Annotated in this window: 17 protein-coding genes and 1 riboswitch; of the genes, 3 read left to right on the top strand and 14 right to left on the bottom strand. The window is 64.3% G+C overall.

Annotated features, from left to right (window positions below; translation table 11 throughout):
• Window positions 1-13 precede the first annotated feature (13 nt).
• A riboswitch (TPP riboswitch) is annotated at window positions 14-146 on the bottom strand.
• A 350-nt stretch (window positions 147-496) separates the two neighbouring features.
• On the top strand, window positions 497-2,260 hold the full coding sequence (locus C0Z18_RS09515) for an ABC transporter ATP-binding protein/permease (RefSeq protein ID WP_102645154.1): 1,764 nt from the start codon (window positions 497-499) through the stop codon (window positions 2,258-2,260).
• A 43-nt stretch (window positions 2,261-2,303) separates the two neighbouring features.
• Here C0Z18_RS09515 and thpR read toward each other — a convergent pair whose 3' ends face one another.
• The 4 genes from thpR to C0Z18_RS09495 all read right to left on the bottom strand — a co-directional run bounded on the left by thpR (window position 2,304) and on the right by C0Z18_RS09495 (window position 10,356).
• Window positions 2,304-2,921 carry an RNA 2',3'-cyclic phosphodiesterase gene (gene thpR, locus C0Z18_RS09510; RefSeq protein WP_102645153.1) on the bottom strand — a complete coding sequence of 206 codons (618 nt, stop codon included), beginning with the start codon at window positions 2,919-2,921 and terminating at the stop codon, window positions 2,304-2,306.
• Between the two features lie 5 nt (window positions 2,922-2,926).
• Window positions 2,927-4,393 carry a glutamate synthase subunit beta gene (locus C0Z18_RS09505; protein ID WP_102645152.1) on the bottom strand — a complete coding sequence of 489 codons (1,467 nt, stop codon included), beginning with the start codon at window positions 4,391-4,393 and terminating at the stop codon, window positions 2,927-2,929.
• Between the two features lie 159 nt (window positions 4,394-4,552).
• Window positions 4,553-9,253 carry a glutamate synthase-related protein gene (locus tag C0Z18_RS09500; RefSeq protein WP_102645151.1) on the bottom strand — a complete coding sequence of 1,567 codons (4,701 nt, stop codon included), beginning with the start codon at window positions 9,251-9,253 and terminating at the stop codon, window positions 4,553-4,555.
• A 371-nt stretch (window positions 9,254-9,624) separates the two neighbouring features.
• Complete coding sequence (locus tag C0Z18_RS09495; protein ID WP_102645150.1) at window positions 9,625-10,356, bottom strand: transposase; 732 nt, start codon at window positions 10,354-10,356, stop codon at window positions 9,625-9,627.
• Between the two features lie 187 nt (window positions 10,357-10,543).
• Between C0Z18_RS09495 and C0Z18_RS09490 the strand changes: the two genes are divergently transcribed.
• Window positions 10,544-11,266 (top strand): OmpW/AlkL family protein, encoded by a 723-nt coding sequence (locus C0Z18_RS09490; protein ID WP_102645149.1) that lies wholly within the window; start codon window positions 10,544-10,546, stop codon window positions 11,264-11,266.
• A 338-nt stretch (window positions 11,267-11,604) separates the two neighbouring features.
• On the top strand, window positions 11,605-11,982 hold the full coding sequence (locus C0Z18_RS09485; RefSeq protein WP_102645148.1) for a DUF883 family protein: 378 nt from the start codon (window positions 11,605-11,607) through the stop codon (window positions 11,980-11,982).
• Between the two features lie 69 nt (window positions 11,983-12,051).
• Here the strand turns inward: C0Z18_RS09485 and ugpQ are convergent, their stop codons facing one another.
• The 10 genes from ugpQ to C0Z18_RS09435 all read right to left on the bottom strand — a co-directional run bounded on the left by ugpQ (window position 12,052) and on the right by C0Z18_RS09435 (window position 22,857).
• Window positions 12,052-12,879, bottom strand: a complete 828-nt coding sequence (gene ugpQ / locus C0Z18_RS09480; protein ID WP_102645294.1) for a glycerophosphodiester phosphodiesterase — start codon at window positions 12,877-12,879, stop codon at window positions 12,052-12,054.
• Between the two features lie 55 nt (window positions 12,880-12,934).
• A complete protein-coding gene (locus C0Z18_RS09475) occupies window positions 12,935-14,020 on the bottom strand; it encodes a sn-glycerol-3-phosphate import ATP-binding protein UgpC (RefSeq protein WP_102645147.1) in 1,086 nt (361 codons plus the stop codon).
• A gap of 19 nt (window positions 14,021-14,039) precedes the next feature.
• Window positions 14,040-14,885, bottom strand: coding sequence for a sn-glycerol-3-phosphate ABC transporter permease UgpE (gene ugpE, locus C0Z18_RS09470; protein ID WP_102645146.1), 846 nt, complete (start codon window positions 14,883-14,885; stop codon window positions 14,040-14,042).
• The gene (ugpA, locus tag C0Z18_RS09465; protein WP_102645145.1) at window positions 14,882-15,766 is read right to left on the bottom strand and encodes a sn-glycerol-3-phosphate ABC transporter permease UgpA; all 885 of its coding nucleotides are present in this window, start codon (window positions 15,764-15,766) and stop codon (window positions 14,882-14,884) included. The genes ugpE and ugpA overlap by 4 nt, the downstream gene beginning before the upstream one ends.
• A 184-nt stretch (window positions 15,767-15,950) precedes the next feature.
• The gene (ugpB, locus tag C0Z18_RS09460) at window positions 15,951-17,282 is read right to left on the bottom strand and encodes a sn-glycerol-3-phosphate ABC transporter substrate-binding protein UgpB (protein WP_102645144.1); all 1,332 of its coding nucleotides are present in this window, start codon (window positions 17,280-17,282) and stop codon (window positions 15,951-15,953) included.
• Window positions 17,283-17,381: 99 nt separating this feature from the next.
• The gene (locus C0Z18_RS09455; protein WP_233217259.1) at window positions 17,382-18,509 is read right to left on the bottom strand and encodes a deoxyguanosinetriphosphate triphosphohydrolase; all 1,128 of its coding nucleotides are present in this window, start codon (window positions 18,507-18,509) and stop codon (window positions 17,382-17,384) included.
• Window positions 18,510-18,652: 143 nt separating this feature from the next.
• A complete protein-coding gene (gene aroB, locus C0Z18_RS09450; RefSeq protein WP_102645143.1) occupies window positions 18,653-19,729 on the bottom strand; it encodes a 3-dehydroquinate synthase in 1,077 nt (358 codons plus the stop codon).
• Window positions 19,726-20,232, bottom strand: a complete 507-nt coding sequence (locus C0Z18_RS09445) for a shikimate kinase (protein ID WP_102645292.1) — start codon at window positions 20,230-20,232, stop codon at window positions 19,726-19,728. The genes aroB and C0Z18_RS09445 overlap by 4 nt, the downstream gene beginning before the upstream one ends.
• A 151-nt stretch (window positions 20,233-20,383) precedes the next feature.
• Entirely contained in the window at window positions 20,384-22,042 is a 1,659-nt protein-coding gene (gene pilQ, locus C0Z18_RS09440; protein ID WP_102645142.1) for a type IV pilus secretin PilQ, read from the bottom strand.
• A complete protein-coding gene (locus C0Z18_RS09435; RefSeq protein WP_158244214.1) occupies window positions 22,039-22,857 on the bottom strand; it encodes a hypothetical protein in 819 nt (272 codons plus the stop codon). Before C0Z18_RS09435 ends, pilQ begins: the two co-directional genes overlap by 4 nt.
• Window positions 22,858-22,904 lie beyond the last annotated feature (47 nt).

Genomic DNA, 22,904 nt, shown 5'->3' with positions numbered 1-22,904 from the left:
CGGGCGTCCCACGCAAAGCGTTCCCGAAACTTCCCGCGCCGGTATTATCCGGATCGGGTGCGAAGGGTCTCTCTCAGCCTTGCGCACGTGCGGCAGACCTGCCGCACACACCACCTGAAACGCGCAAAGCACCCCTGTTTCGTCGTCGGCAATTAGACCATAAAAGCGCGAGCGGCAGCAAACCGGACACAGTGACGCAGGCTCGCAAACGCGCCCTTTTTTCGTCGGCGCTCAGTGGGTTCCCAAATAGGCGGAACCGGCGAGCGCGGCGTGCACTCTGGCACAATGTCCGATCGCGGCGCGGGGCGCACCGCGGCTGCCGGGTGCGGCGCTCCGCCTGCCCCGCAGCCGGCACGATGACTGAAGTGTGCGGCCGCGCCGCCGATTAAGACTGTTTTAAGGGGTCCGCGCAAGAATTCGCCGGTCCTCACCAGGCTCTCGTGCCCGGCCGCCGCGGGCTCACGCACCAGATTCGGAAACACCGTTCGGAAGACCTATGACATCAGCGCTTACCCCCGTCCCCGAGCGTGACGACACGCCGCCCCAGTCCTTTTCGACATCCGCCTGGGGTTTGATCAAGCCGTATTGGGTGTCGGAAGACTGGAAAGCCGCATGGGGCTTGCTGGTGACGATCGTCGTCATCAACCTGCTCATCGTCGGATTCAACGTCTGGTTCAATTCGTGGAACGCGAAGTTTTATAACGCACTACAAACGAAGGACGTTGCGCAGTATTCGCATCAGCTCTTACTCTTTTCGGCGGCCGTGCCTTTCTTTATCGTCATGGCGGTTTACCGAACCTACTTGCGCCAGATGCTCGAATTTCGGTGGCGCCAGTGGCTGACGACTCGGTACCTGCGAGCGTGGCTCGGTGAGGCGGCGTTCTATCGGATCGAGCGCGATCGGCTCGCCGACAACCCCGATCAGCGGATCAGCGACGATCTTCAGTCATTCGCTTCGAACACGCTCCAGCTGACGCTCGGGCTTTTTTCGACGCTCGTTACGCTCTTTTCGTTCATCACGATCCTGTGGACGATCGGCGGCGCACTGACCATGCATTTGTCCGGATCGGCGTGGACGATACCCGGCTACATGGTCTGGGCGGCCGGCATCTATGCGATCGGCGGTTCGTACATCATTCACAAGGTCGGGCGCTCGCTCATTTCCATCAACTACCAGCAACAGCGCGTGGAAGCCGATTTCCGTTTCGGGCTGATTCGGGTGCGCGAAAACGCCGAGCCGATCGCACTGTATGACGGCGTCCGAACGGAGCACGCCGGCGCCGAGCACATCTTCGGGCGGATCCGCGACAACTGGTGGCGCATCATGAAATACACGCGGCGCCTGAGCGTGGTGACGACCTTCTACGCGCAAGCCGCGATCATCTTTCCGTTCGTCGTGGCCGCCCCGCGTTACTTTTCCGGCGCCTACACGCTAGGCATCCTGATGCAGATCGTCGATGCCTTCGGCACCGTCAGCGGCTCCTTCTCGTGGTTCATCGACAATTACGGCTCACTCGTCTCGTGGCGCGCCACGACCAACCGTCTCCGTGAATTCACTCGCGTGATTCAAAGCACGCATTTGCGCGAAGCCACCTCACCGGCGACCGAGCACGGCGGCATCAATCTGCACTACGTGGATTCCGATTCGCTCACCACAAGCGATCTGGAATTGGCCTTGCCTAACGGCACGCCGCTCGCCGCCATTGCCGACATCACCGTCAAGCCAGGCTCGCGCTGGCTCGTGCGCGGCCCGTCCGGCGCAGGCAAGAGCACCTTGCTGCGCGCATTCGCCGGCCTCTGGCCGTTCGGCGACGGCGCGATCGACGTGCCCGTGGGAGCGCACACGATGTTCGTGCCACAGCAAAGCTATTTGCCGATCGGCACGCTCAAGGCCGCACTCGCCTATCCTGCTCCGGAGGAAACGTTCTCCGACGAAGCCTGCCGCGACGCGCTGCGCCTGGCTCGACTCGAAGGCTACGTCGAACGCCTAGGCGAGTCGACGCATTGGACGCGCGTGCTCTCGCCGGGCGAACAGCAGCGCCTCGCCTGTGCGCGTATCTTGTTGCACAAGCCCGATTTCCTCTTCCTCGACGAAGCGACGAGCGCACTCGATCCCGCCAACGAAGCGAACATCTATCGACTGCTTACGGAGAGACTGCCGAAGACGGCGATCATGAGCGTGGCGCACCGGGAATCGCTGGCCGCGCTGCACAACGAAGTTCTGGATATCGAACGAGCGGACGAGCGAGCGGCGGCCTAGCGCGGCGCCCGAACGCCATTCGCGCATCGCGTTCGAACCACCTTCACCCCTCCGGCACCGGCACCGAAGCGAGCGCCCGATAGCGCGCTCCATGCCGGGCGAGCGTGCTCGAATAGAGCGTCAACGTGGCGAACCGGGGAACGACTTCGAGCGTCGCCTCACCGAGCGGCAACGCGCCGCGCGGCGATGCACGCTCGACGCTCGCTTCGCGGGCGAGCGTCGAGGAACGGGAAGGACGAGGGGAACGCGCGAATCGAGCCAGCGTGATGTGAGGGCGAAAGGGCCGGTGATCGTCGACAGGCAAGCCCAATGCGCCGACGAGCTCGCGCACGCGCACTTCGAGTTCGGCGAGCCCATCGCCGGCCGCGAACGGCACGACGACGAGCCGCGGATGCGCGGCGCTCGGCCAATACTCGCGAGGCTCGGCATGCTGCGCAGCCAAGGGCTCGACGACCGAACCCAACTGTCGCGCCAGCAGCGCGCCCGTGCTAGGCGCGACGCTGCCGAGAAACGCCAACGTCATGTGCAACTGATCGATGGGCACGCGCCGGGCGGCCGGACCGACGGACAACGCAGCCAGCGCATCGCGCGTGGCCGCGTCGGGCACGAGCGCGATGAAGCAGCGATGCCAATCGTCGTCGATGGCCTCGCGCTCCCCCATATCGATCAGCGCGGCAACTCCGAGCTGCCCATCAAGTACGCGTCCACGGCGCGGGCGCACTGACGGCCTTCGCGAATCGCCCAAACCACGAGCGACTGCCCGCGGCGCATGTCGCCCGCCGCGAACACCTTATCGACCGACGTGTAATAGGCGCGCTCGCCTTCCGTCGAGGCACGGACGTTGCCGCGCGCGTCCTTGTCCACGCGGAACGCGTCGAGCACCGGCGCCGCCGGCTGCGTGAAGCCCATCGCGAGCAGCACGAGGTCGGCCTTCATCTCGAACTCCGAGCCCGGCACTTCCTGCATCTTGCCGTCCTTCCATTCGACGCGCGCCGCAATCAGCTTCTCGACCTTGCCGTTCTTGCCTTCGAAGCGCTTGGTAGCGACCGACCAATCGCGGCTGCACCCTTCTTCGTGCGACGAGGACGTACGCAGCTTGACGGGCCAGTACGGCCACACGAGCGGCTTGTTCTCTTCCTCGGGCGGTTGCGGCAGCAGCTCGAATTGCGTCACGCTCTTCGCGCCGTGCCGGTTCGATGTCCCCACGCAATCGGAACCCGTATCGCCGCCGCCGATCACGACCACGTGCTTGCCCTTCGCCAGCATTTGATCGGCGAGCTTATCGCCCGCATTGACCTTGTTCTGTTGCGGCAGGAACTCCATCGCGTAATGGACGCCGGCCAACTCGCGGCCCGGCACGGGAAGATCGCGCGGCGTCTCGGCGCCGCCCGCGATCACGACCGCGTCGAACTGCTCCTTGAGCGCCTCGGGCGTGATCGTTTCCTTGGCCGTGTTGCCGATATGCGCGGCCAGCGGTTCTTGACCGATGAACACGTTCGTGCGGAACGTGACGCCTTCGGCTTCCATCTGGCGCATGCGCCGATCGATGAGCCACTTTTCGAGCTTGAAGTCGGGGATGCCGTAGCGCAGCAGCCCGCCGATCCGATCGTTCTTTTCGAACACGGTCACGTCATGACCGGCACGCGCGAGTTGCTGCGCGGCCGCGAGCCCGGCGGGGCCGGAGCCCACCACGGCGACCTTCTTGCCCGTCTTTTTCTTGGGCGGTTGCGCCGTGACCCAGCCTTGGCTCCACGCCTTGTCGATGATCGCGTGCTCGATCGACTTGATGCCGACCGGCTCCGCGTTGATGCCTAGCGTGCAAGCCGCCTCGCATGGCGCGGGGCAGATGCGGCCCGTGAACTCGGGGAAGTTGTTCGTCGAATGCAGCACCTCGATCGCGCGCTGCCAATCTTGGTGATAAACGAGATCGTTGAAATCGGGAATGATGTTGTTGACGGGGCAGCCGTTGTTGCAAAACGGGATGCCGCAGTCCATGCAACGCGCGCCTTGCACTTTTGCGTCGTCGTCGGTGAGCGCGAGGACGAACTCCTTGTAGTGCTTCACGCGCGCAAGCGGGGCTTCGTAGTGCTCGTGGCGGCGCTCAAACTCGAGAAAACCGGTTGCCTTGCCCATAGGGTGCTCTTCTTTCCAAAATCGTCGGTATCGGGGTGGGCCCGCGAAGCCTGCGCGCTCGGCTCGATTCGGTATCGAGGCGCGCAGCCGTCTTCGCCGGCCGCTCGGGTCTTTTCAGGGCGCGCGCTTTTCAACGCGCGCATCGAGTGCGTCGGTCGCTTACGCGGCCATCGCCTCCTTGGCCGCCTTTTTCGCGGCCAATTCGCCGAGCGCACGCTTGTATTCGGTCGGGAAGACCTTGACGAACTGCCGGCGCGACGCGTCCCAGTTCTCGAGCAGCGCCTTGGCGCGCGGCGACCCGGTGAACTGGAAGTGCCGCTCGATCAGGCCCTTGAGCAAGGCTTCGTCGGTCTCGCCCGCGTGCCACAGGCCGCGATCGATCGTGCGCTCTTGCTCGGCCTGTTGCAGCACCGGTTCGAGCGCGACCATCGCCTTGTTGCACTTGCCGGAGAACGTGCCGTCGGCGTCGTAGACGAAGGCCACGCCGCCCGACATGCCCGCGGCGAAGTTGCGGCCCGTCTCGCCGAGTACGACGACGGTACCGCCCGTCATGTACTCGCAACCGTGATCGCCGGTGCCCTCGACAACGGCGCTCGCCCCCGAGTTACGCACGCAGAAGCGCTCGCCGGCCACGCCGCGCAGATACGCCTCGCCTTCCAGCGCCCCGTACATCACCGTATTGCCGCAGATGATGTTTTCCTCCGACTTGCCGCGGAAGTCGTTGGTCGGACGGATGATGATGCGCCCGCCCGAGAGCCCCTTGCCGACGTAGTCGTTGCCGTCGCCGACGAGATCGAGCGTCACGCCGCGCGCGAGGAACGCGCCGAAGCTCTGGCCCGCCGTGCCCTTCAACTGGATGTGGATCGAGTCGTCGGGCAATCCGTCGTGGCCGTGCTTCTTCGCGATCACGCCCGAGAGCATCGCGCCGACGCTGCGGTTCACGTTGCGCACCGGCTGAATGAACGAGACATGCTCGCCGCTTTCGATCGCCGCACGTGCCTTTTCGATGAGCGTGTGATCGAGCGCACGCGCCAGACCGTGGTCCTGCTCCTCGACGTGCTTGCGTGCGACTTCGCTCGGTACCTTCGGCTGATAGAAGATATTCGAGAAGTCGAGCCCCTTTGCCTTCCAGTGCTCGACGCCCTTCTTCATATCGAGCAGATCCGAGCGGCCGATGAGGTCCTCGAACTTGCGGATACCGAGTTGCGCCATGATTTCGCGCACTTCCTCGGCGACGAAGAAGAAGTAGTTGACCACGTGCTCGGGCTGGCCTTGGAACTTCGCGCGCAGCACCGGATCTTGCGTGGCGACGCCGACGGGGCACGTATTCAGATGGCACTTGCGCATCATGATGCAGCCTTCGACGACGAGCGGCGCCGTGGCGAAGCCGAATTCGTCGGCGCCCAGCAGCGCGCCGATCACGACGTCGCGGCCCGTCTTCATCTGGCCGTCGGCCTGCACGCGGATACGTCCGCGCAGGCGGTTCAGCACGAGCGTTTGCTGGGTTTCGGCGAGACCGAGTTCCCAAGGCGTGCCCGCATGCTTGACCGACGACAGCGGCGATGCGCCCGTGCCGCCGTCGTGGCCCGCGATCACGACGTGATCGGCCTTGGCCTTGGCGACACCCGCGGCGACCGTGCCGACGCCCACTTCGGACACGAGCTTCACCGAGATGCTCGCCACCGGATTGACGTTCTTCAGATCGTGAATGAGCTGCGCCAAGTCTTCGATCGAATAGATGTCATGGTGCGGCGGCGGCGAAATCAGGCCCACGCCAGGCACCGAGTAACGCAGCTTGCCGATGTATTCGGACACCTTGTGGCCCGGCAGTTGCCCGCCTTCGCCGGGCTTCGCGCCTTGCGCCATCTTGATCTGAATCTGGTCGGCCGATGCCAGGTACTCGGCCGTCACGCCGAAGCGGCCCGATGCGACTTGCTTGATCTTCGAGCGCAGCGAATCGCCGTCTTTCAACGGAATATCGCGCACGACTTCGCTGCCGATCACGGAGGCGAGCGTATCGCCGTTCTTGATCGGAATGCCGCGCAACTCGTTGCGATAACGCATTTCGTCCTCGCCGCCCTCGCCCGTGTTCGACTTGCCGCCGATGCGGTTCATCGCCACCGCCAGCGTGGCGTGCGCTTCGGTGCTGATCGAGCCGAGCGACATGGCGCCCGTCGCAAAGCGCTTGACGATGTCCTTGGCCGATTCGACTTCGTCGAGCGGGATCGCCTTCGCCGGTTCGACCTTGAATTCGAACAACCCGCGGAACGTCATGTGGCGACGCGTCTGATCGTTGATCAGATGCGCGTATTCCTTGTACGTCTGATACGAGTTGCTGCGCGTCGAATGTTGCAGCTTGGCGATCGCGTCGGGCGTCCACATGTGGTCTTCGCCGCGTACGCGGTAGGCATACTCGCCGCCCGCGTCGAGCATGTTCGCGAGCACCGGGTTGTCGCCGAACGCCTCGCGGTGCAGGCGAATCGCCTCCTCGGCCACGTCGAACAGGCCAATGCCGCCCACCTTCGAGGCCGTGCCCTTGAAGTACTTCTCGACGAGATCGCCCGCGAGACCGACCGCTTCGAAAATCTGCGCGCCCGTGTAGGACATGTAGGTCGAGATGCCCATCTTCGACATGACCTTTTGCAGACCCTTCCCGACCGCCTTCGTGAAGTTGTAGACCGCTTTCTCCGACGACAGATCGCCCTTGAGCCCTTGCGCCATTTGCGCCAGCGTTTCCATCGCGAGATACGGATGGACGGCTTCGGCGCCGTAGCCTGCGAGCAGCGCGAAGTGATGGACCTCGCGCGCCGAGCCCGTCTCCACGACGAGACCCGTGCTCGTGCGCAGCCCTTGCGAGACGAGATGCGTGTGAATCGCGGCCGTAGCGAGCAGCGCGGGGATCGCGACGTTATCGCGATCCGTGCGGCGATCGGAGACGATCAGCATGTTGTAGCCGGACTTGACGGCATCGACGGCTTCGGCGCACAGCGACGCGAGCCGCGCCTCGATCCCTTCCTTGCCCCAAGCGACGGGATAGCAAATGTTGAGCTCGTAGGAGCTGAACTTGCCGCCCGTGTACTGATCGATCGCGCGGATCTTGGCGATGTCCTTGAAGTCGAGCACGGGCTGCGACACTTCGAGCCGCATCGGCGGGTTGATGTTGTTCGTATCGAGCAGGTTCGGCTTCGGACCGACGAACGAGACGAGCGACATCACCATGTTCTCGCGGATCGGATCGATCGGCGGGTTCGTGACCTGCGCGAACAACTGCTTGAAGTAGTGATAGAGCGTCTTGTTCTTGTTCGACATGACGGCGAGCGGCGAATCGTTGCCCATCGAGCCGATCGCTTCCTCGCCTTGCAGCGCCATCGGCGCCATCAAGAACTTCAGATCTTCCTGCGTATAGCCGAATGCCTGCTGGCGATCGAGCAAGGCCGCGGCTTCGCGCCGCTCGGTCGCGACGTCTTGCGCGTTCGGCTCGATTTCGTCGAGCTTGATGCGCACCGCGTCGATCCAGCTCTTGTAGGGCTTGGCGTTGGCCAAGTTGTCCTTCAACTCCTTGTCGCCGATGATGCGGCCGTGCTCCATGTCGATGAGGAACATCTTGCCCGGCTGCAGGCGCCACTTCTTGACGATCTTCGATTCGGGAATCGGCAGCACGCCCGCTTCCGACGCCATGATGACGAGGTCGTCGTCGGTGATGATGTAGCGCGCCGGACGCAGCCCGTTACGGTCGAGCGTCGCGCCGATCTGACGGCCGTCGGTGAAGGCGATCGCGGCGGGGCCGTCCCACGGCTCCATCATCGCGGCATGGTATTCGTAGAACGCGCGGCGGTTCTCGTCCATCAGCGTGTGTTGCTCCCACGCTTCGGGAATCATCATCATGACCGCGTGCACGAGGGGATAGCCCGCCATCACGAGCAGCTCGAGGCAGTTGTCGAACGATGCCGTATCGGACTGGCCCGGATAGATCAGCGGCCACAGCTTGGGCAGATCCTCGCCCAGCACCGCGCTGGCGATCGCACCGGTCCGCGCGTTGAGCCAGTTGACGTTGCCCTTCACCGTGTTGATTTCGCCGTTGTGGGCGATCATGCGGTACGGGTGAGCAAGCTCCCACGCGGGGAAGGTGTTCGTGGAGAAGCGCTGGTGCACGAGCGCGAGCGCCGACACCACGCGCTCGTCTTGCAGATCGCGGTAGTACACGCCCACTTGCCCGGCCAGCAGCAATCCCTTGTAGACGACCGTGCGCGCCGACATCGACGGCACGAAGTACTCCTTGCCGTGCTTGAGCTTGAGCGCCTGGATGCGGTGGCTCGCGGTCTTGCGGATGACGTATAGCTTACGTTCGAGCGCGTCGGTCACCATGATGTCCCGCCCGCGGCCGATGAAAATCTGGCGAATCACGGGCTCGGTCGCCTTCACGGCGGGGGAAATCGGCATCGCGTGATCGACGGGCACGTCGCGCCAGCCGAGGACCACCTGACCTTCGGCCTTCACCGTGCGCTCGAGCTCCTGCTCGCATGCGAGGCGCGACGCATGTTCCTTCGGCAAAAAGATCATCCCCACGCCGTACTCGCCGGCCGGCGGCAGCGTCACCCCTTGGCGCGCCATCTCCTCGCGATAGAACGCGTCGGGAATCTGAATCAGGATGCCCGCGCCGTCGCCCATCAGCGGGTCGGCACCGACCGCACCCCGGTGATCGAGATTCTCCAGAATCTTCAGACCTTGCTGAACGATGTCGTGGCTCTTATGGCCCTTAATGTGCGCGACGAAGCCGACGCCGCAGGCGTCGTGCTCGTTGCTCGGGTCGTACAGACCTTGGGCGGCGGGGACCGAATGGATCGGTTGTTGGTCGTTCATGGGGGACACCGTCTATCAGAGGCCATAGCGGCCGTTCGCATGGGGATTCGTGCAGGTTTGCCGCCGGCCAACGCTGGCGGCGCGAAACGCTGCACGGGTCGCGGATGACCGGGGGTGGGGAGGCGCCGCGTGACGGGTGGTGCTTATGGCACCGACACTCGCCGAAATCGGAATATACGCGACGAATCAATTAAATAGCAAACAAAACGTGATGATCTGACACCATTAAATCGAATGCCTCGATTTGGTGCTGTTTTATTGGGGTCGTATCAAAATGGGGCAAACAAAAACGACACCCTCGGGTGTCGTCTTTCATCGCTCGGCAGCAAGCGTCAGCCGGAGGAAAGATCCGTCCGGCCAGGGACGCCGTGTTACTGATGCGGCGTTTGCGGCGAGTGCGGCGATTGCGGCGTTTCCCGCACTTTCTTGGGCCGCCCGCGCGGCAACGGCGAGACGCGGCGATTCGCCGCCCTGGCTGCCCACTCGCGATACGAGTCGCCGCCCAGCACCCAACCTTTCAGCGTGGCTTGCTGCAGCTCGTTGGCCTCGCGCTCGTCGAGGGGTTGTTCGCACAGCTCCTTGTAGGCGCGCTGGCGCTCGAACGGCGTGTTGCCGAGCGACCAATACAGCGGATGGTCGGTCACGAGGCTATCGACCGTGAGCCCGATGTGATGCCGATAGCTCGACCATCGGTAGTCCTCGGGGACGCTGACGAGTTGCGCCCGCACCGGACATAATTCGATGACCCGGCTCGCGAGCAAAAAGTAGCGCTCGCCCTCGATAACCGTGGCGCGGTAGCGCCCTTCCCAGAGCGTGCCGCGCCGGGCATACCGGCGATTGAAGTGAGCGACGTAGCGCCTGCCCACCGCCTGCATCGCCTTCGGCAAGCTCGTCTCGTCGCTGGGCGTGACGAGCAACTGCACCGCGCCCGGCATGAGGACATAGGCGTGGATGTCGAGGTGATGATCGCGCGAGGCGGCTTTCAAGCAATCGACGAAAAGCTCGTAATCCTGCTCGTCGACGAAGGCGGGCTGCTGATCGAGTCCGCGCAGGATGACGTGCTGCGGCTGTTTCGGAACGTAAAGACGTGCGAGCCGTGCCATGCTGGATTCCGTTTAGTACGTTGGTGATTACCCCAAGGGACGATGAGGCACTTGTTGCGTTTGCGAAGACGCGCGCGGCTTCGAGCCAACACTCGCGCAGCTTAGGGAGAATGCTCTAGCATGCGCGCTTGGTTTGTTTCAAACCTTCTACTCATAATAGGCGGGCCTTTCATGGAGGAGCACATAGATGAAATTAAAACAGGCCATTACAGGGGCCGTGGTGGCGCTTGCTTGCGCACAAGCGGCTCATGCCCAAACGGCCGGGACGTTTTACATGACGTCGGGGTGGTTCCACTTCGCACCTCAGAGCAGTAGCGACCCGCTCGAGGAACTCAGCGTCGGCGGCACGCCCATCAACGCCTATCAACCCAACACCGGCGCCAGCATCGACAGTTCCGACACGCTTGGCTTCAGCCTCGGCTACTACGTGACCGATCACCTCTCCACGGAGTTGGAACTCGGGATCCCGCCGAAGTTCGATATCGACGGCACCGGACAGCTTTCCGGGTTCGGCAAGCTCGGCAGCGCCAAACTGTGGTCGCCCGCGTTGCTCTTCAAGTGGAACTTCCTGAGCCCAACGGAAAAATTCCGTCCGTATATCGGCATCGGCGTCACCCGCGTTTGGTTCACGAATGCCCAGATCACGAACGGCGATTTCTCGAACGGCGTGTTGCATGGTCCGACCTCCGTCTCTACGGATCGTTCCTGGGCGCCAGTTTTCAACGCGGGTTTCAACTACTCGTTCAATAAGCATTGGTTCGCCGGCTTGTCGATTTCGTACATCCCGGTGGGCGTCACCGCCAACTTGACGACGACGAACGCCGGGCCGTTCGGCTTGACGGTTCAATCCCAAGCAAAGATCAGGCTCAACCCGATCGTCACCTACGCGAAGATCGGCTACGCCTTCTAAAGCCTAGGTCGAAATTCGCCGCGTGCCTATCCGACGCCGCCCCGATGGGGCGGCGTTGTAATTTCCACCACCGATAAGTCGCACTCGTACCGTTTCTACGCGGGTTCGTCTCACCTATAAGGCCGGTGACGGCCCTGCGTCGGTACCGGCGCGTGACGGGGTGCGCTCGGGGTGCGCTCGGGGTGCGCTCGGGGTGCGCTCGGACTAGCCCGTGAAATGGCGGCCGGCGCGCATATTGGCCGGGGCGGCCCGGGCACCGAAGTTGCGGCTCGGTAGGTCTTCCCCGCATCGGATCCGCGGGTTCGTTCATCCCGTTATCAATCATTGACGGAGCGACCATGACCGCCCTACCGAATACGCGAGACGCGCTCGAAACATCGTGGAGTAGTGCTGGCCGGCACGCACGCCGGATCGCAAGACACAGCCGGCACGCAGCCGAGGACATCGGCGTCGAAATGCGCGAGCTGCTCTCGGAGTTGGAACAAACGCTCGGCGACGGCACTCAAGCCGACGCCGCCGTGTTGCGTGAACAAATGAGAAAACGCCTGGATGCCGCGCGCGCTCGCCTCGATGGCGCCCGCGATACGCTGCGCGACCGCGCCGCGGCCACGCTCAGCGACGCCCAAGGCTACATTCGCGAGAATCCGTGGGAGACGATGGCCGTCGTCGGCGGCGTGGCGCTGCTGACCGGTTGGCTGCTCGCGCGCAGCCGCTGATCGCGGCGAGGCCCTAACGCATCGGCCGCCGCGCGAGGCGATCGCGGGTGTGCCGTGCGGCCACGTGGCTCACGGGACTGACGAGAGAAAGTCCGCGCCGATGAGATCGATGCGGTCGGTGCAGATCGCGTCGACGCCCCAGTGCGCGAGCGTTCGCGCGCGCTCGGGATCGTTGACGGTATAGGCCAGGATGAACAGGCCCGCCGCCTTGATCTCGCCCACGAGAGCCGCGTCGAGCTTGCGATGATCCGCGTGCAGCGACACGCAGGCCAGCGCATCGGTCCGCGCCCGCCAATCGCTCGGCACGGCCCCGAACAGCAATCCACGCGGCAGCTCCGGCTGGGCGTCGCGCGCCGCGGCTAGCGCCTCGAAGGAGAATGAAGACAGCAGCGGCAGCGGCAACGGTGGCGTCGGCGCATCGGCGTTCGTCCCATTCGACCCGTTCGCCCACAAGCGGGCAGCTTCTTGAGCCACGCGCTGGCCCGTCGCAGTCTCGCGCCCCGGGCACGGCTTGATTTCGATGTTGGCCGCTAAGCCATGCGTCACGCACCGCCCGTAGACCTGGGCCAGCGTCGGCATAGGCTCGCCGCGAAAGCGCCGGTCGTACCAACTGCCCGCGTCGAGCGCCGCAATGTCCGCGTAAGGCTTGCGCGCCGCGGCGCCGCGTCCGTTCGACGTACGCTCGAGCGTATCGTCGTGTAGTAAGAACACCACGTCGTCGCTCGACAATTTCGCGTCGAACTCGATCATCTTGAGACCGAGCGCGGCGCCGGTATCGATGGCGGCCAGCGTATTCTCCGGTGCGAGCGAACCGCCGCCGCGATGCGCGACGATTCGAGGGTACGGCCAGCGCAATATTGCCGCCGCCGATGAGGGGTTGTCCGTACTGGTGGTCATGTCTTTTCCGAATGACAAGGGCATCGCCGCATTGCCGCGGCGGTGCGCCGCGCGTTCAAAACGCCCGTTTGCCCGAGGCCGGGTCGAAGAAGTGCAGATGTTCGAGCGGCAACGCCGCCGGCACCTGTTCGCCGCTCGCCGGACGATCGGCGTGCGCCAGACGAACGGTGACATCGTGCGATCCCCACCGGCCATGAACGAGATTATCCGCCCCGAGCAGCTCGCACGACTCGACGACGAGCGGCGCGCGCGCGCAATCGGGTCGCGGCGTCATATGCTCGGGACGAATACCGAGGATCCACTCGCGGCCGCCGGCGACCTCCCGGCCGACACCGGGCGCGCCCGCGATCGCGAGGCTCGGGCCGCCGCCGGCCACGTCGAACGTCTTGCCGTCCGCGCTCAGCGTGCCGGAAAGCAGGTTCATGGCCGGAGAGCCGATGAAACTCGCGACGAACACCGTGGCCGGCCGCTCATACACCTCGGTCGGCACGCCGATCTGCTCGGCGTGTCCGCGGTTCATCACGATCACGCGTTGCGCGAGCGTCATCGCCTCGATTTGGTCGTGCGTCACGTAAAGGCTCGTCGTCGCCAGCCGCGCATGAAGCCTTTGAATCTCCAAACGCATCTGAACGCGCAGTTTCGCATCGAGGTTCGAGAGCGGCTCGTCGAACAAAAACACGGACGGCTCTCGCACGATCGCGCGCCCCATTGCCACCCGCTGGCGCTGACCGCCCGACAGCTCGCGCGGGCGGCGCGCGAGCAACGGCTCGAGCTCGAGAATCTTCGCGGCCGCCGCGACGCGAGTCTCGATCGTCTCTCGCGCGATTGCCCGAATCTTCAGACCGTACGACATGTTTTCCTTCACGCTCATATGCGGATAGAGCGCGTAATTCTGAAACACCATCGCGACGTCGCGGTCCTTCGGCTCGAGCCGATTGACGACCCGCCCGCCGATCGCGATTTCGCCTTCCGAAACGCTTTCGAGCCCCGCCACCATCCGCAACAACGTCGACTTCCCGCATCCGGACGGTCCGACCAGCACCACGAATTCGCCGTCGGCCACGTCCACGTCGATACCGTGCAACACGAATTGCTTGCCGTCGTACGTCTTGCGCACGTTCTTCAGAGTCAAGCCTGACATGCTCAATGATCCTTTTCGATTATTTTTCCGCGTCGACGAGCCCGCGCACGAACCACCGCTGCATCGCCAGCACGACGACGAGCGGCGGCAGCATCGCCAGCAGCGTCGCCGCCATGACGAGGTGCCATTCGGTGGCGGTGTCGCCGCTCGCGATCATCGTCTTGATACCGACGACGGCGGTCGTCAGCGACTGCTCGTTCGTGATCAGGATCGGCCATAGATACTGGTTCCAGCCGTAGATGAACGTAATGACGAACAGCGCCGCGATGTTCGTCTTCGACAGCGGCAGCACGATGTCGTAGAAAAAACGCAGTGCGCCGGCGCCGTCGATGCGCGCGGCTTCCACGAGTTCGTCGGGCAGCGTCATGAAGAACTGCCGAAACAAGAACGTGGCCGTGGCCGACGCGATCAGCGGCAACGTCAGCCCCGCGTACGTGTTGGTCAGATGCATCGACGACACGACCTGCACGGTCGGGAAGATCCGCACTTCCACCGGCAACATCAGCGTCACGAAGATCAGCCAGAACGCCGTGTTGCGCAAAGGAAACCGGAAAAAGACGATCGCATAGGCCGAGATGATCGAAACCGCGATTTTTCCGACCGCGATCGCGAGCGCCATGACGAGGCTGTTGAGCAGCATGCGGCCGAACGGACTCGCCGCATTGCCCGAGCCGTGCGACCACACGGCTGCGATGTTTTCGATGAGGTGCGTGCTCGGTACGAGCGAGAGCGGCACCGTGAACACTTCGTGCTCGCTCATCGTCGCCGCGCAAAACGCCACGTAGACGGGAAACGCGACGAGCGCCACGCCGGCGATGAGCACGGCATGGCAAAAGAGATCGAATCCCTTGCGATTTTCGATCATGTGTATTGCACCTTTCGTTCGATGAAGCGGAACTGGACGACGGTCAAGCCGACGACGATGAGCATCAGCACGACCGACTGCGCGCCCGAACTACCGATGTCGAGGCCTTGAAAGCCTTCCGCGAAAATCTTGTAGATCAACGTCTTCGTGGCTTGCGCCGGCCCGCCGCCCGTCGCCGCGTCGATGACCGGGAACGTATCGAAAAAGGCATAAACCACGTTCACGACCAGCAAGAAGAACGTGGTCGGCGACAGCAGCGGCAAGGCGATGCCGAAGAAGCGCCGCACGGGCCCCGCGCCGTCGATGGCCGCGGCCTCGATGAGCGAACGCGGGATTGCCTGGAGCCCGGCATAGAAGAACAGAAAGTTGTAGCTGACCTGCTTCCAAACCGATGCGAGCACGACCAGCGCCATCGCCTGCGTGCCGTTCAGCGCATGATTCCAAACGATCCCGCCTTTCGCCAGCGCATAGGTCACGATGCCGATGCTCGGATTGAAGAGGAACGCCCAAAGCACCGCGGCGATCGCGGGTGCAACGGCGTACGGCCAAATGAGCAGCGTGCGATAACTCTTGGACCCTCGCGTCACGCGATCGGCGCATGCCGCCAAGAGTAATGCGACGACGAGGCCGGATACCGTCACCAGTGCGCTGAAAACGAGCGTCGTCTTGAAAGAATCCAAATACAACGGATCGGCGAACAGATGCGCGAAATTCGCGAAGCCGACGAATTCGCTCGAGGTGCCGAAGGCATCTTGGGTTTGTGTCGACTGCCAAAGCGCCACACCCGCGGGCCAAAGGAAAAACAACCCGGTGATGGCGAGTTGCGGCGCGATCAAGAAATAAGGCAATGCGCTCGCGGCGAAACGGGATCGTTCTTGCATGGGCGAGAATCAAGTCGGTGCCGCGGCCTCGCCGGCTCGCACAGCCGAAAGACGAGCGGCGGCGGAGCACGGGGAAATGGCCGCGCGGCGGATACAAAAAGTCGAGCGCTGTCACTCGCGCGGGCGGCCACGATCTACTGGCCGCCCGCGCGCTCGTGCGTTTATAAGCCGGTCACTGCGCCGGTCACTGCGCCGATTGCTGGAAGCGCCGCAAGAGTTCGTTTCCGCGATCCACCGCGGAATCGAGCGCCGCCTTGGGCGTCTTCTTGTTGGCCCACACCTGCTCGAGCTCTTCATCGACGATCGTGCGAATCTGCGGCATGTTGCCCAAACGCAGGCCCTTCGTATAGGGCAGCGGCGGCTTGTTCAACATCTGCTTGATAGCCGTATCCGCGCCGGGATTCTTCGCGTAGAAGCCCTGGCTGCCGGCGAGCTCGTAGGCGGCCGTCGTCACCGGCAGGTACCCCGTATCCTCGTGCCACTTCGCGGCCACGGCCGGCGACGTGAGATACGCCAGGAACTTCGCGACACCCTTGTAGACGTTTGGATCCTTACCCGCGAGCACCCAGAGGCTGGCACCGCCGATGATCGCGTTTTGCGGCGCGCCCTTTACGTTCGCGTCGTACGGCATCATGCCGGTGCCGAACTCGAACTTCGCGTATTTGCGGATCGTGGCCAGCGAACCGGACGAGTTCGTCAAGATGCCGCAATCGCCGCTATAGAACTTCGAGACCGATTCGTCCTTGCGGCCGACATAGGTAAAGGTACCTTCCTTGACCATGTCTTGCAGGAATTGGATATGGGCGATCTGCTCGGGTTTGTTGAATTCGAGCGTCGCGTCGAGTCCGTCGAACCCGTTGTTCTTCGTCGCGAACGGCAGTCCGTGCCAAGCGCTGAAGTTTTCGAGCTGGATCCAACCTTGCCAGCCCGTGGTGAAACCGCAGGACATCCCCGCCGCCTTGAGCTTTTTCGCATCGGCGCGCACGTCGTCCCAGGTCTTCGGCGGCGCGTTGGGATCGAGGCCCGCCTTCTTGAAGGCGTCCTTGTTGTAGTACAGGACGGGCGTGGAACTATTGAACGGCATGGCCACGAGTTCGCCCGATTTCGCATCGGTGTAGTAGCTCGCGATGGTGGGCACGAACGCCTTTTGATCGAGCGGCACGCCCGCGTGCTTGAACACTTCCGTTACGGGCAGAACCGCTTTTTTCGCCGCCATCATCGTGGCGGTGCCCACTTCGTAGACTTGCAAGATTGCTGGCGCATTGCCGCTGCGATACGACGCGATACCGGCTGCAAGCGTTTGATCGTACGTTCCCTTGAAAACCGGGACGATCTTGTAATCGCTTTGCGACTTGTTGAAATCGTTGGTGATGTCGGTCAAACGCTCGCCAAGTGCAGCCTCCATCGCATGCCAGAATTGGATCTCCGTCGCGGCCAATGCCGCCTGACTCGCCCCGACGAGCAACGCCGCGCCGAGCGCGAGCGAACGAACCATCGTCTTGCAACCCTTCTTCATTTAGTTCTCCTAAGGTAACCCTCGCCAAACCGCCGTGCTCTCGCGATCGCCCCGATCGCGGCGTCGCACGGTTCATGTGCGCCCTACCGGGGCACGATTTTAGTTATCGTTGATGACAAACAAACGTTGATACTCTTTGAGCGCGTAGCGGTCGGTCATGCCCGCGATGTAATGCGCGATCAGGCGTGGCTGCGCGGCCGCATCGTTCGCGAAATACGCGGGCGGCAGCAGGCGCGCATCCTCGCTGAAGGCGTCGAACAATCCGCGAATCACTCGCCGCGCCTTGCTCGCCATACGCATGACCCGGTAATGCCGGTACAAATTCTTGAACAAGAACTGCTTGAGCTCGGTCGCCTGTGCGGCCACTGCCCGGCTATGCGCGACGAGCGGCGGTGCCGAGCGCACCGCATCGAGCGATGCGGGTGCATGCGCGGCCAGATTTTGCCGCGTCGTTTCGATCAGATCGACGATGAGCGTGTTGATCATCCGGCGTACGGTCTCGTGCACCATCCGGCGGCCGTCGAGCCGCGCATATTCGCGCTGGGCCTGCTCGTAATGGGTCTGCCAGAGTTCGACTTGCGCGAGTTGTTCGATCGTCAAGAGGCCCGAGCGCAAACCGTCGTCGACATCGTGATTGTTATAGGCGATCTCATCGGCGATGTTGGCGATTTGCGCTTCGAGCGACGGGCGCTTGCCCGCCAAGAATCGCTCGCCCAAATCGCCGAGCTTGAGCGCATTCTCGCGCGAGCAGTGCTTCAAGATGCCCTCGCGCGTCTCGAAGCACAGGTTCAGCCCGTTGAAGCCGCCGTAGTGCTCCTCGAGCTCGTCGACGACGGCAAGACTCTGCAAATTGTGTTCGAAGCCGCCATACCCCTGCATGCACTCGTTCAGCGCATCTTGTCCGGCATGGCCGAACGGCGTATGTCCCAAGTCGTGCGCGAGCGAGATGGCTTCGACGAGATCCTCGTTCAAGCGCAGATTGCGGGCCACCGACCGGGCGATCTGCGCAACCTCCAAGCTATGCGTGAGGCGCGTGCGAAACAGGTCGCCCTCGTGATTCACGAAAACTTGCGTCTTGTATTCGAGCCGCCTGAATGCCGTCGAATGGACGATGCGATCGCGATCGCGTTGAAATTCGGTGCGTGCCGAGGGCGGCGCTTCCGGAAATCGGCGGCCGCGCGAGGTGGCGGAATGCGCGGCGTAGGGCGCGAGATGCGCCTCCAACATGGCTAGCGTCGGCGGTTCGACGGGTGCCTGATGCACTTCGCCGCTAGGCACCTCGGTCGTTGCCGTTTGCCGCGTTCGGTCAACCCCTGCGCTCATCGTTTCCTCCCGCATGCGCGCCGTGCAGCGCGTTGGCAGCTATTGGCTCAAAGGCATGCAGCGAGCGTTGCGCGCAATGCCGGCTCTGCAACATCGGTAATCAGCGTCTCGCCGAGTTGCTTGAGCAGGATGAATTTGATCGTGCCCGCCTCGGCCTTCTTGTCTACCTTCATGAGTTCGATATAGCGCGAATCGCCGAGCGCGGGCGCGCGCGTGGGCAGCCGCACCGCCTCGATCAACGCAACGAGCCGCCGGCGCACCGCGTCGTCCAGCAAGCCGAGCCGCACCGACAGGTCGGCTGCCATGACCATGCCGCAACCCACCGCCTCTCCATGGAGCCATTCGCCATACCCGAGGCCCGCTTCGATCGCATGACCGAACGTATGGCCGAAGTTCAGAATCGCGCGCAAACCGCCCTCGCGCTCATCGGCCGCCACGACCGACGCCTTGACTTCGCAAGAGCGCTTGACGGCATGCATGAGCGCGGCCGGTTCGCGCCGGTTGAGGGCCTCGATGTTTTGCTCGAGCCATTCGAAGAAAGCGGCATCCGCGATAGCGGCCGTTTTGATGATCTCGGCAAGGCCGGCCGCGAGCTCGCGCTCGGGCAGCGTGCGCAGCGAGGCGATATCGGCGATGACGGCTTGCGGCTGATGAAACGCGCCGATCATGTTCTTGCCGAGCGGATGATTGATGCCCGTCTTCCCGCCTACCGACGAATCGACTTGCGAAAGCAGCGTCGTGGGCACTTGGATGAAAGGCACGCCGCGCATGTAACAGGCCGCGGCGAAGCCCGTCATGTCGCCGATCACGCCGCCGCCCAGCGCGATCAGCGTCGTCTTGCGATCGGCTTTCCCCCCCAGCAGCGCATCGAAAATGGCGTTCAACGTCTCCCAATGCTTGAACGCTTCGCCATCGGGCAGGACAACGGTCGATACCTGCTTGCCGAGCGGGGCGAGCGCGGCACGCAGTGCGTCGCCGTATAGCGGCTCCACGGTCTCGTTCGTGACGATCGTAATCGAGGAACCCGCGATATGCGGCGCGAACAATTCGGTCTGACCGATTAGATCGGCGCCGATGCGAATCGGGTAAGAACGGTCGCCCAGGTCGACGTTGACGGTAATCATGACTGTGTCTGTTTGGTGATGCCGGCCAGCTCGAGTTGCATGAGCACCATGTTCACGAGCCCATTGACGGACGGCCGTCCGGTTTCCACGATGAAATGCGCGCATTCGCGATAAAGCGGATCGCGCTCGTTGTACAGCGCCTCGAGCTTGGCCTTCGGATCTTCGGTTTGCAGCAGCGGCCGGTTCTTGTCCTTACGCGTGCGCAGCCACAGATCGTGCGGATTGGCTCGAAGATAGACGACGAGACCGCGATCGTGAAGGATCGCGCGATTTTCCGGACGCAAGACCGCCCCGCCGCCCGTGGCGAGCACGATCGAGTCGCGAGCGGCGAGTTCGGCGATGACTTGTGTCTCGCGCTCGCGAAACCCGGGCTCACCTTCGAGTTCGAAGATGACGGGAATGCGGGCGCCGGTGCGCGCCTCGATTTCGTGGTCGCTGTCGAAGAACGGCCGACCGAGCCGGCGAGCCACGGCGCGGCCGACGGTCGTCTTGCCCGCCCCCATGAGCCCCACGAAAAAAATGTTGGTGTTGGCGCCCCGCTCTTGCAAGGTATCCTCTGTTCAATCGGCTATGGTTCGTGGCGCAGCTTACTGGCAAAGCCGCCGCCTTGTCGAGCCCGGCGGCCCGTGCGCGCGGCCTCGCCAGGCGCGCCGCTCAATCGATGGGCACGATCCGCGGGGTGATGAAAACAACGAGTTCGCTGCGCTGCTCGCGCACCGCCCGATGGCGAAAAAGCGCCCCTAGCAACGGTATTTTGCCCAACAGCGGAACGCGCGTCACATCGTCGCGATCTTGGCTCTCGTAGATGCCGCCGATCGAGACGGTCCCGCCGTCCTCCACCTCCACCGTCGTGCGCACGTGCTTCGTGTCGATCGCGGGGCCGCCGGCCGTCGATTTGCCGACGCTGTCTTTGGCGATGTCGAGATCGAGGATGACGCGCCCCCGCGGGGTGATGCGCGGCTCGACCTCCAATTTCAGGCTCGCGCGGCGAAATTGCACGCCCGTGACGCCGTTGCGCACCTTGGCTTGATAAGGCAGCTCGGTCCCTTGCTCGACGAGCGCCTTCGTCCGATCCGCCGTGACCACGCGCGGACTCGAGACGATCTGCCCGTGCCCCTGCGCCTCGAGCGCGGATAGCTCGGCCGCAACCCAGCGCGTCGCGCCGGCCCCGAACAACGTGAGCCCCGCCGTGGCCGCTTCGAAGCCCGCGATCGCCCGGGCCGCGAGATCGTGCAGATGGCCTTCGGGTCCGCCCGCAAGGCCTCTCTCCGATCCCGCTCCGGAGGGCTCCCCGCCGGCCGAACGTAGCGAGAGCCGCGCCCCCAGTTCGCGCGAGAATCCGCGCTCGCCTTCGACGATGCGGGCCTCGATCAGCACTTGGCGGTTCGGCCGGTCGATCGTGTCGACGAGTTCGGCCACCTGCTCCAAACGTGCCTTAAGGTCGGTCACGAACAGCAAGTTCGTGCGCGCATCGGCCATGGCCGCGCCACGCTTGGACAATACGCGCTGCGCGCCTGGGGCCGTCAACAGCCGCTGCACCTCTTCGGCGCGCGGGTAGCTGAGCGCGAACGTTCGGCTCACGAGCGGTTCCAAATCGGCCGTGCGGGCGTGCGTCTCGAATCGTTGCCGCTCGCGCGCCGCGAGCTCCGCCTGCGGCGCGACCCAGATGACGTTGCCCCGCCGCGACATCGCGAGGCCCTGTGCGTCGAGCAGCGTATCGAACGCGGCGCGCCAAGGCACATCGGTCAAGCTCAGCGAAACACGCCCGCGCACCCGCTCGCTCGCGACGATATTCAAGCCCGTGAAGCGGGAGAACGCGTCGAGCACGTCCGCCATCTCCGCATGCTTGAAGCGCATCGTAATCGGCTTGCCGTCGTCCGATCCCCCGGCCGCCGCGTGCTCGTGAGCGCCATCGCTCATTCGCGGCGCCGGTGCAAGCGGCACCGGCGGCCCCTCGAGCGGGGGCGCCGAATCGGATGTGCGACTGGCCGCGGCAACTCGCGCACCAGCCGATTCGTCAGGCGCGCCGATGACGGGCCGCGCCGTCGATTCGCCGGCCTCCGAGTCCGGATCGGTTTCGTCGAGCGCAGCCGGCCGAAGGTCCGGGTCCAGCGGCGGCTCGCCGAGGCTCGGCCAGGGCGGCGCGGCGAGTGCGGTGTGTGCGGCCGAATCGTCGTCACGCAGCGCGGCGGGCAACGGCGGCATCGGCGCGAAATCCGCCGACGCAGGCGCGGATACCGCTAAGGCCGCGAGCGAGGTAGACAGGAGCCGGGCGACGAACGACGCCAGCGCGCTTTCGACATGCCGGTTCATTGCCCCTCCCCCGACATCGGCACTCTGCGCGTTTGCCCGCCGCCGGCTAGCGTCACCCCCGCCGCATCGATCGCAACGAGGCGATCCGTCCCGACTGCCTGCCCCGGCGTCGCGGTGACCACGCCGGCCCCGCTCGCCGCCTCGAACAGCGCCAACGCTCGCCGGGCATCTCGCACGATACCGACTAATCGCCCCGAAGGCCCGGTCGTACCAAGCGCGGTTTCACCGCCCGCGAACGGATCTCGCGCCGGCCGGCTCGATTGCGCGCTCGCCGCGTGCGGTCCCGGCGCGCTCGTCTCGTCCGCAAGCTCGCCGCGCACCGGCGGCATCTCGAAGATACCCAAGGTCGCGCCCAGCGCGAGCGCGCCCTTGTCATGCTTGATATCGACCGCTTCCGGCACGACCAATATCGGCAACGACGAAAGCCCCATCAAAAACGCGTGGACCTCGGAGAAATCGGCCCGGCCTTCGACGCGCAGCAAGTGCGCGGCGCCGTCCGCCTTGGCGGCGCGTGGCCCCTTCGCTGCCGCCCCCGGCGAAAGCGTGCGCAATTGCACGCCGCTGCGCGATGCCAGTTCGGCGACGGCATGCCAGTACCCCCCGGGCGCACTGGCCGCCGCCAGTGCCGCGGGCGGCTCATCGCGCACGCTGCGTCGCATCTGCTCAAGCCGAGCCACCTTGGCGCGGCTTTCCTGCAAACGCGATTCCAATGCCTCGAGGGCCGGCGCCCCGGCCGAGCGGCGTTCGGTGTCGAACGCGCGCCACGCGTACGTCACGACCGCGAACGAGCCCGATGCCATGGCCGTGCACGCCATCAGACGCCGCCTGGCGCTCCATCGTCGCGGCGGACACCACAGCGCAC

The sequence above is a fragment of the Trinickia dabaoshanensis genome (assembly GCF_002879885.1).
GTDB lineage: Bacteria > Pseudomonadota > Gammaproteobacteria > Burkholderiales > Burkholderiaceae > Trinickia > Trinickia dabaoshanensis.
This window is presented reverse-complemented; position numbering and strand designations above follow the sequence as displayed.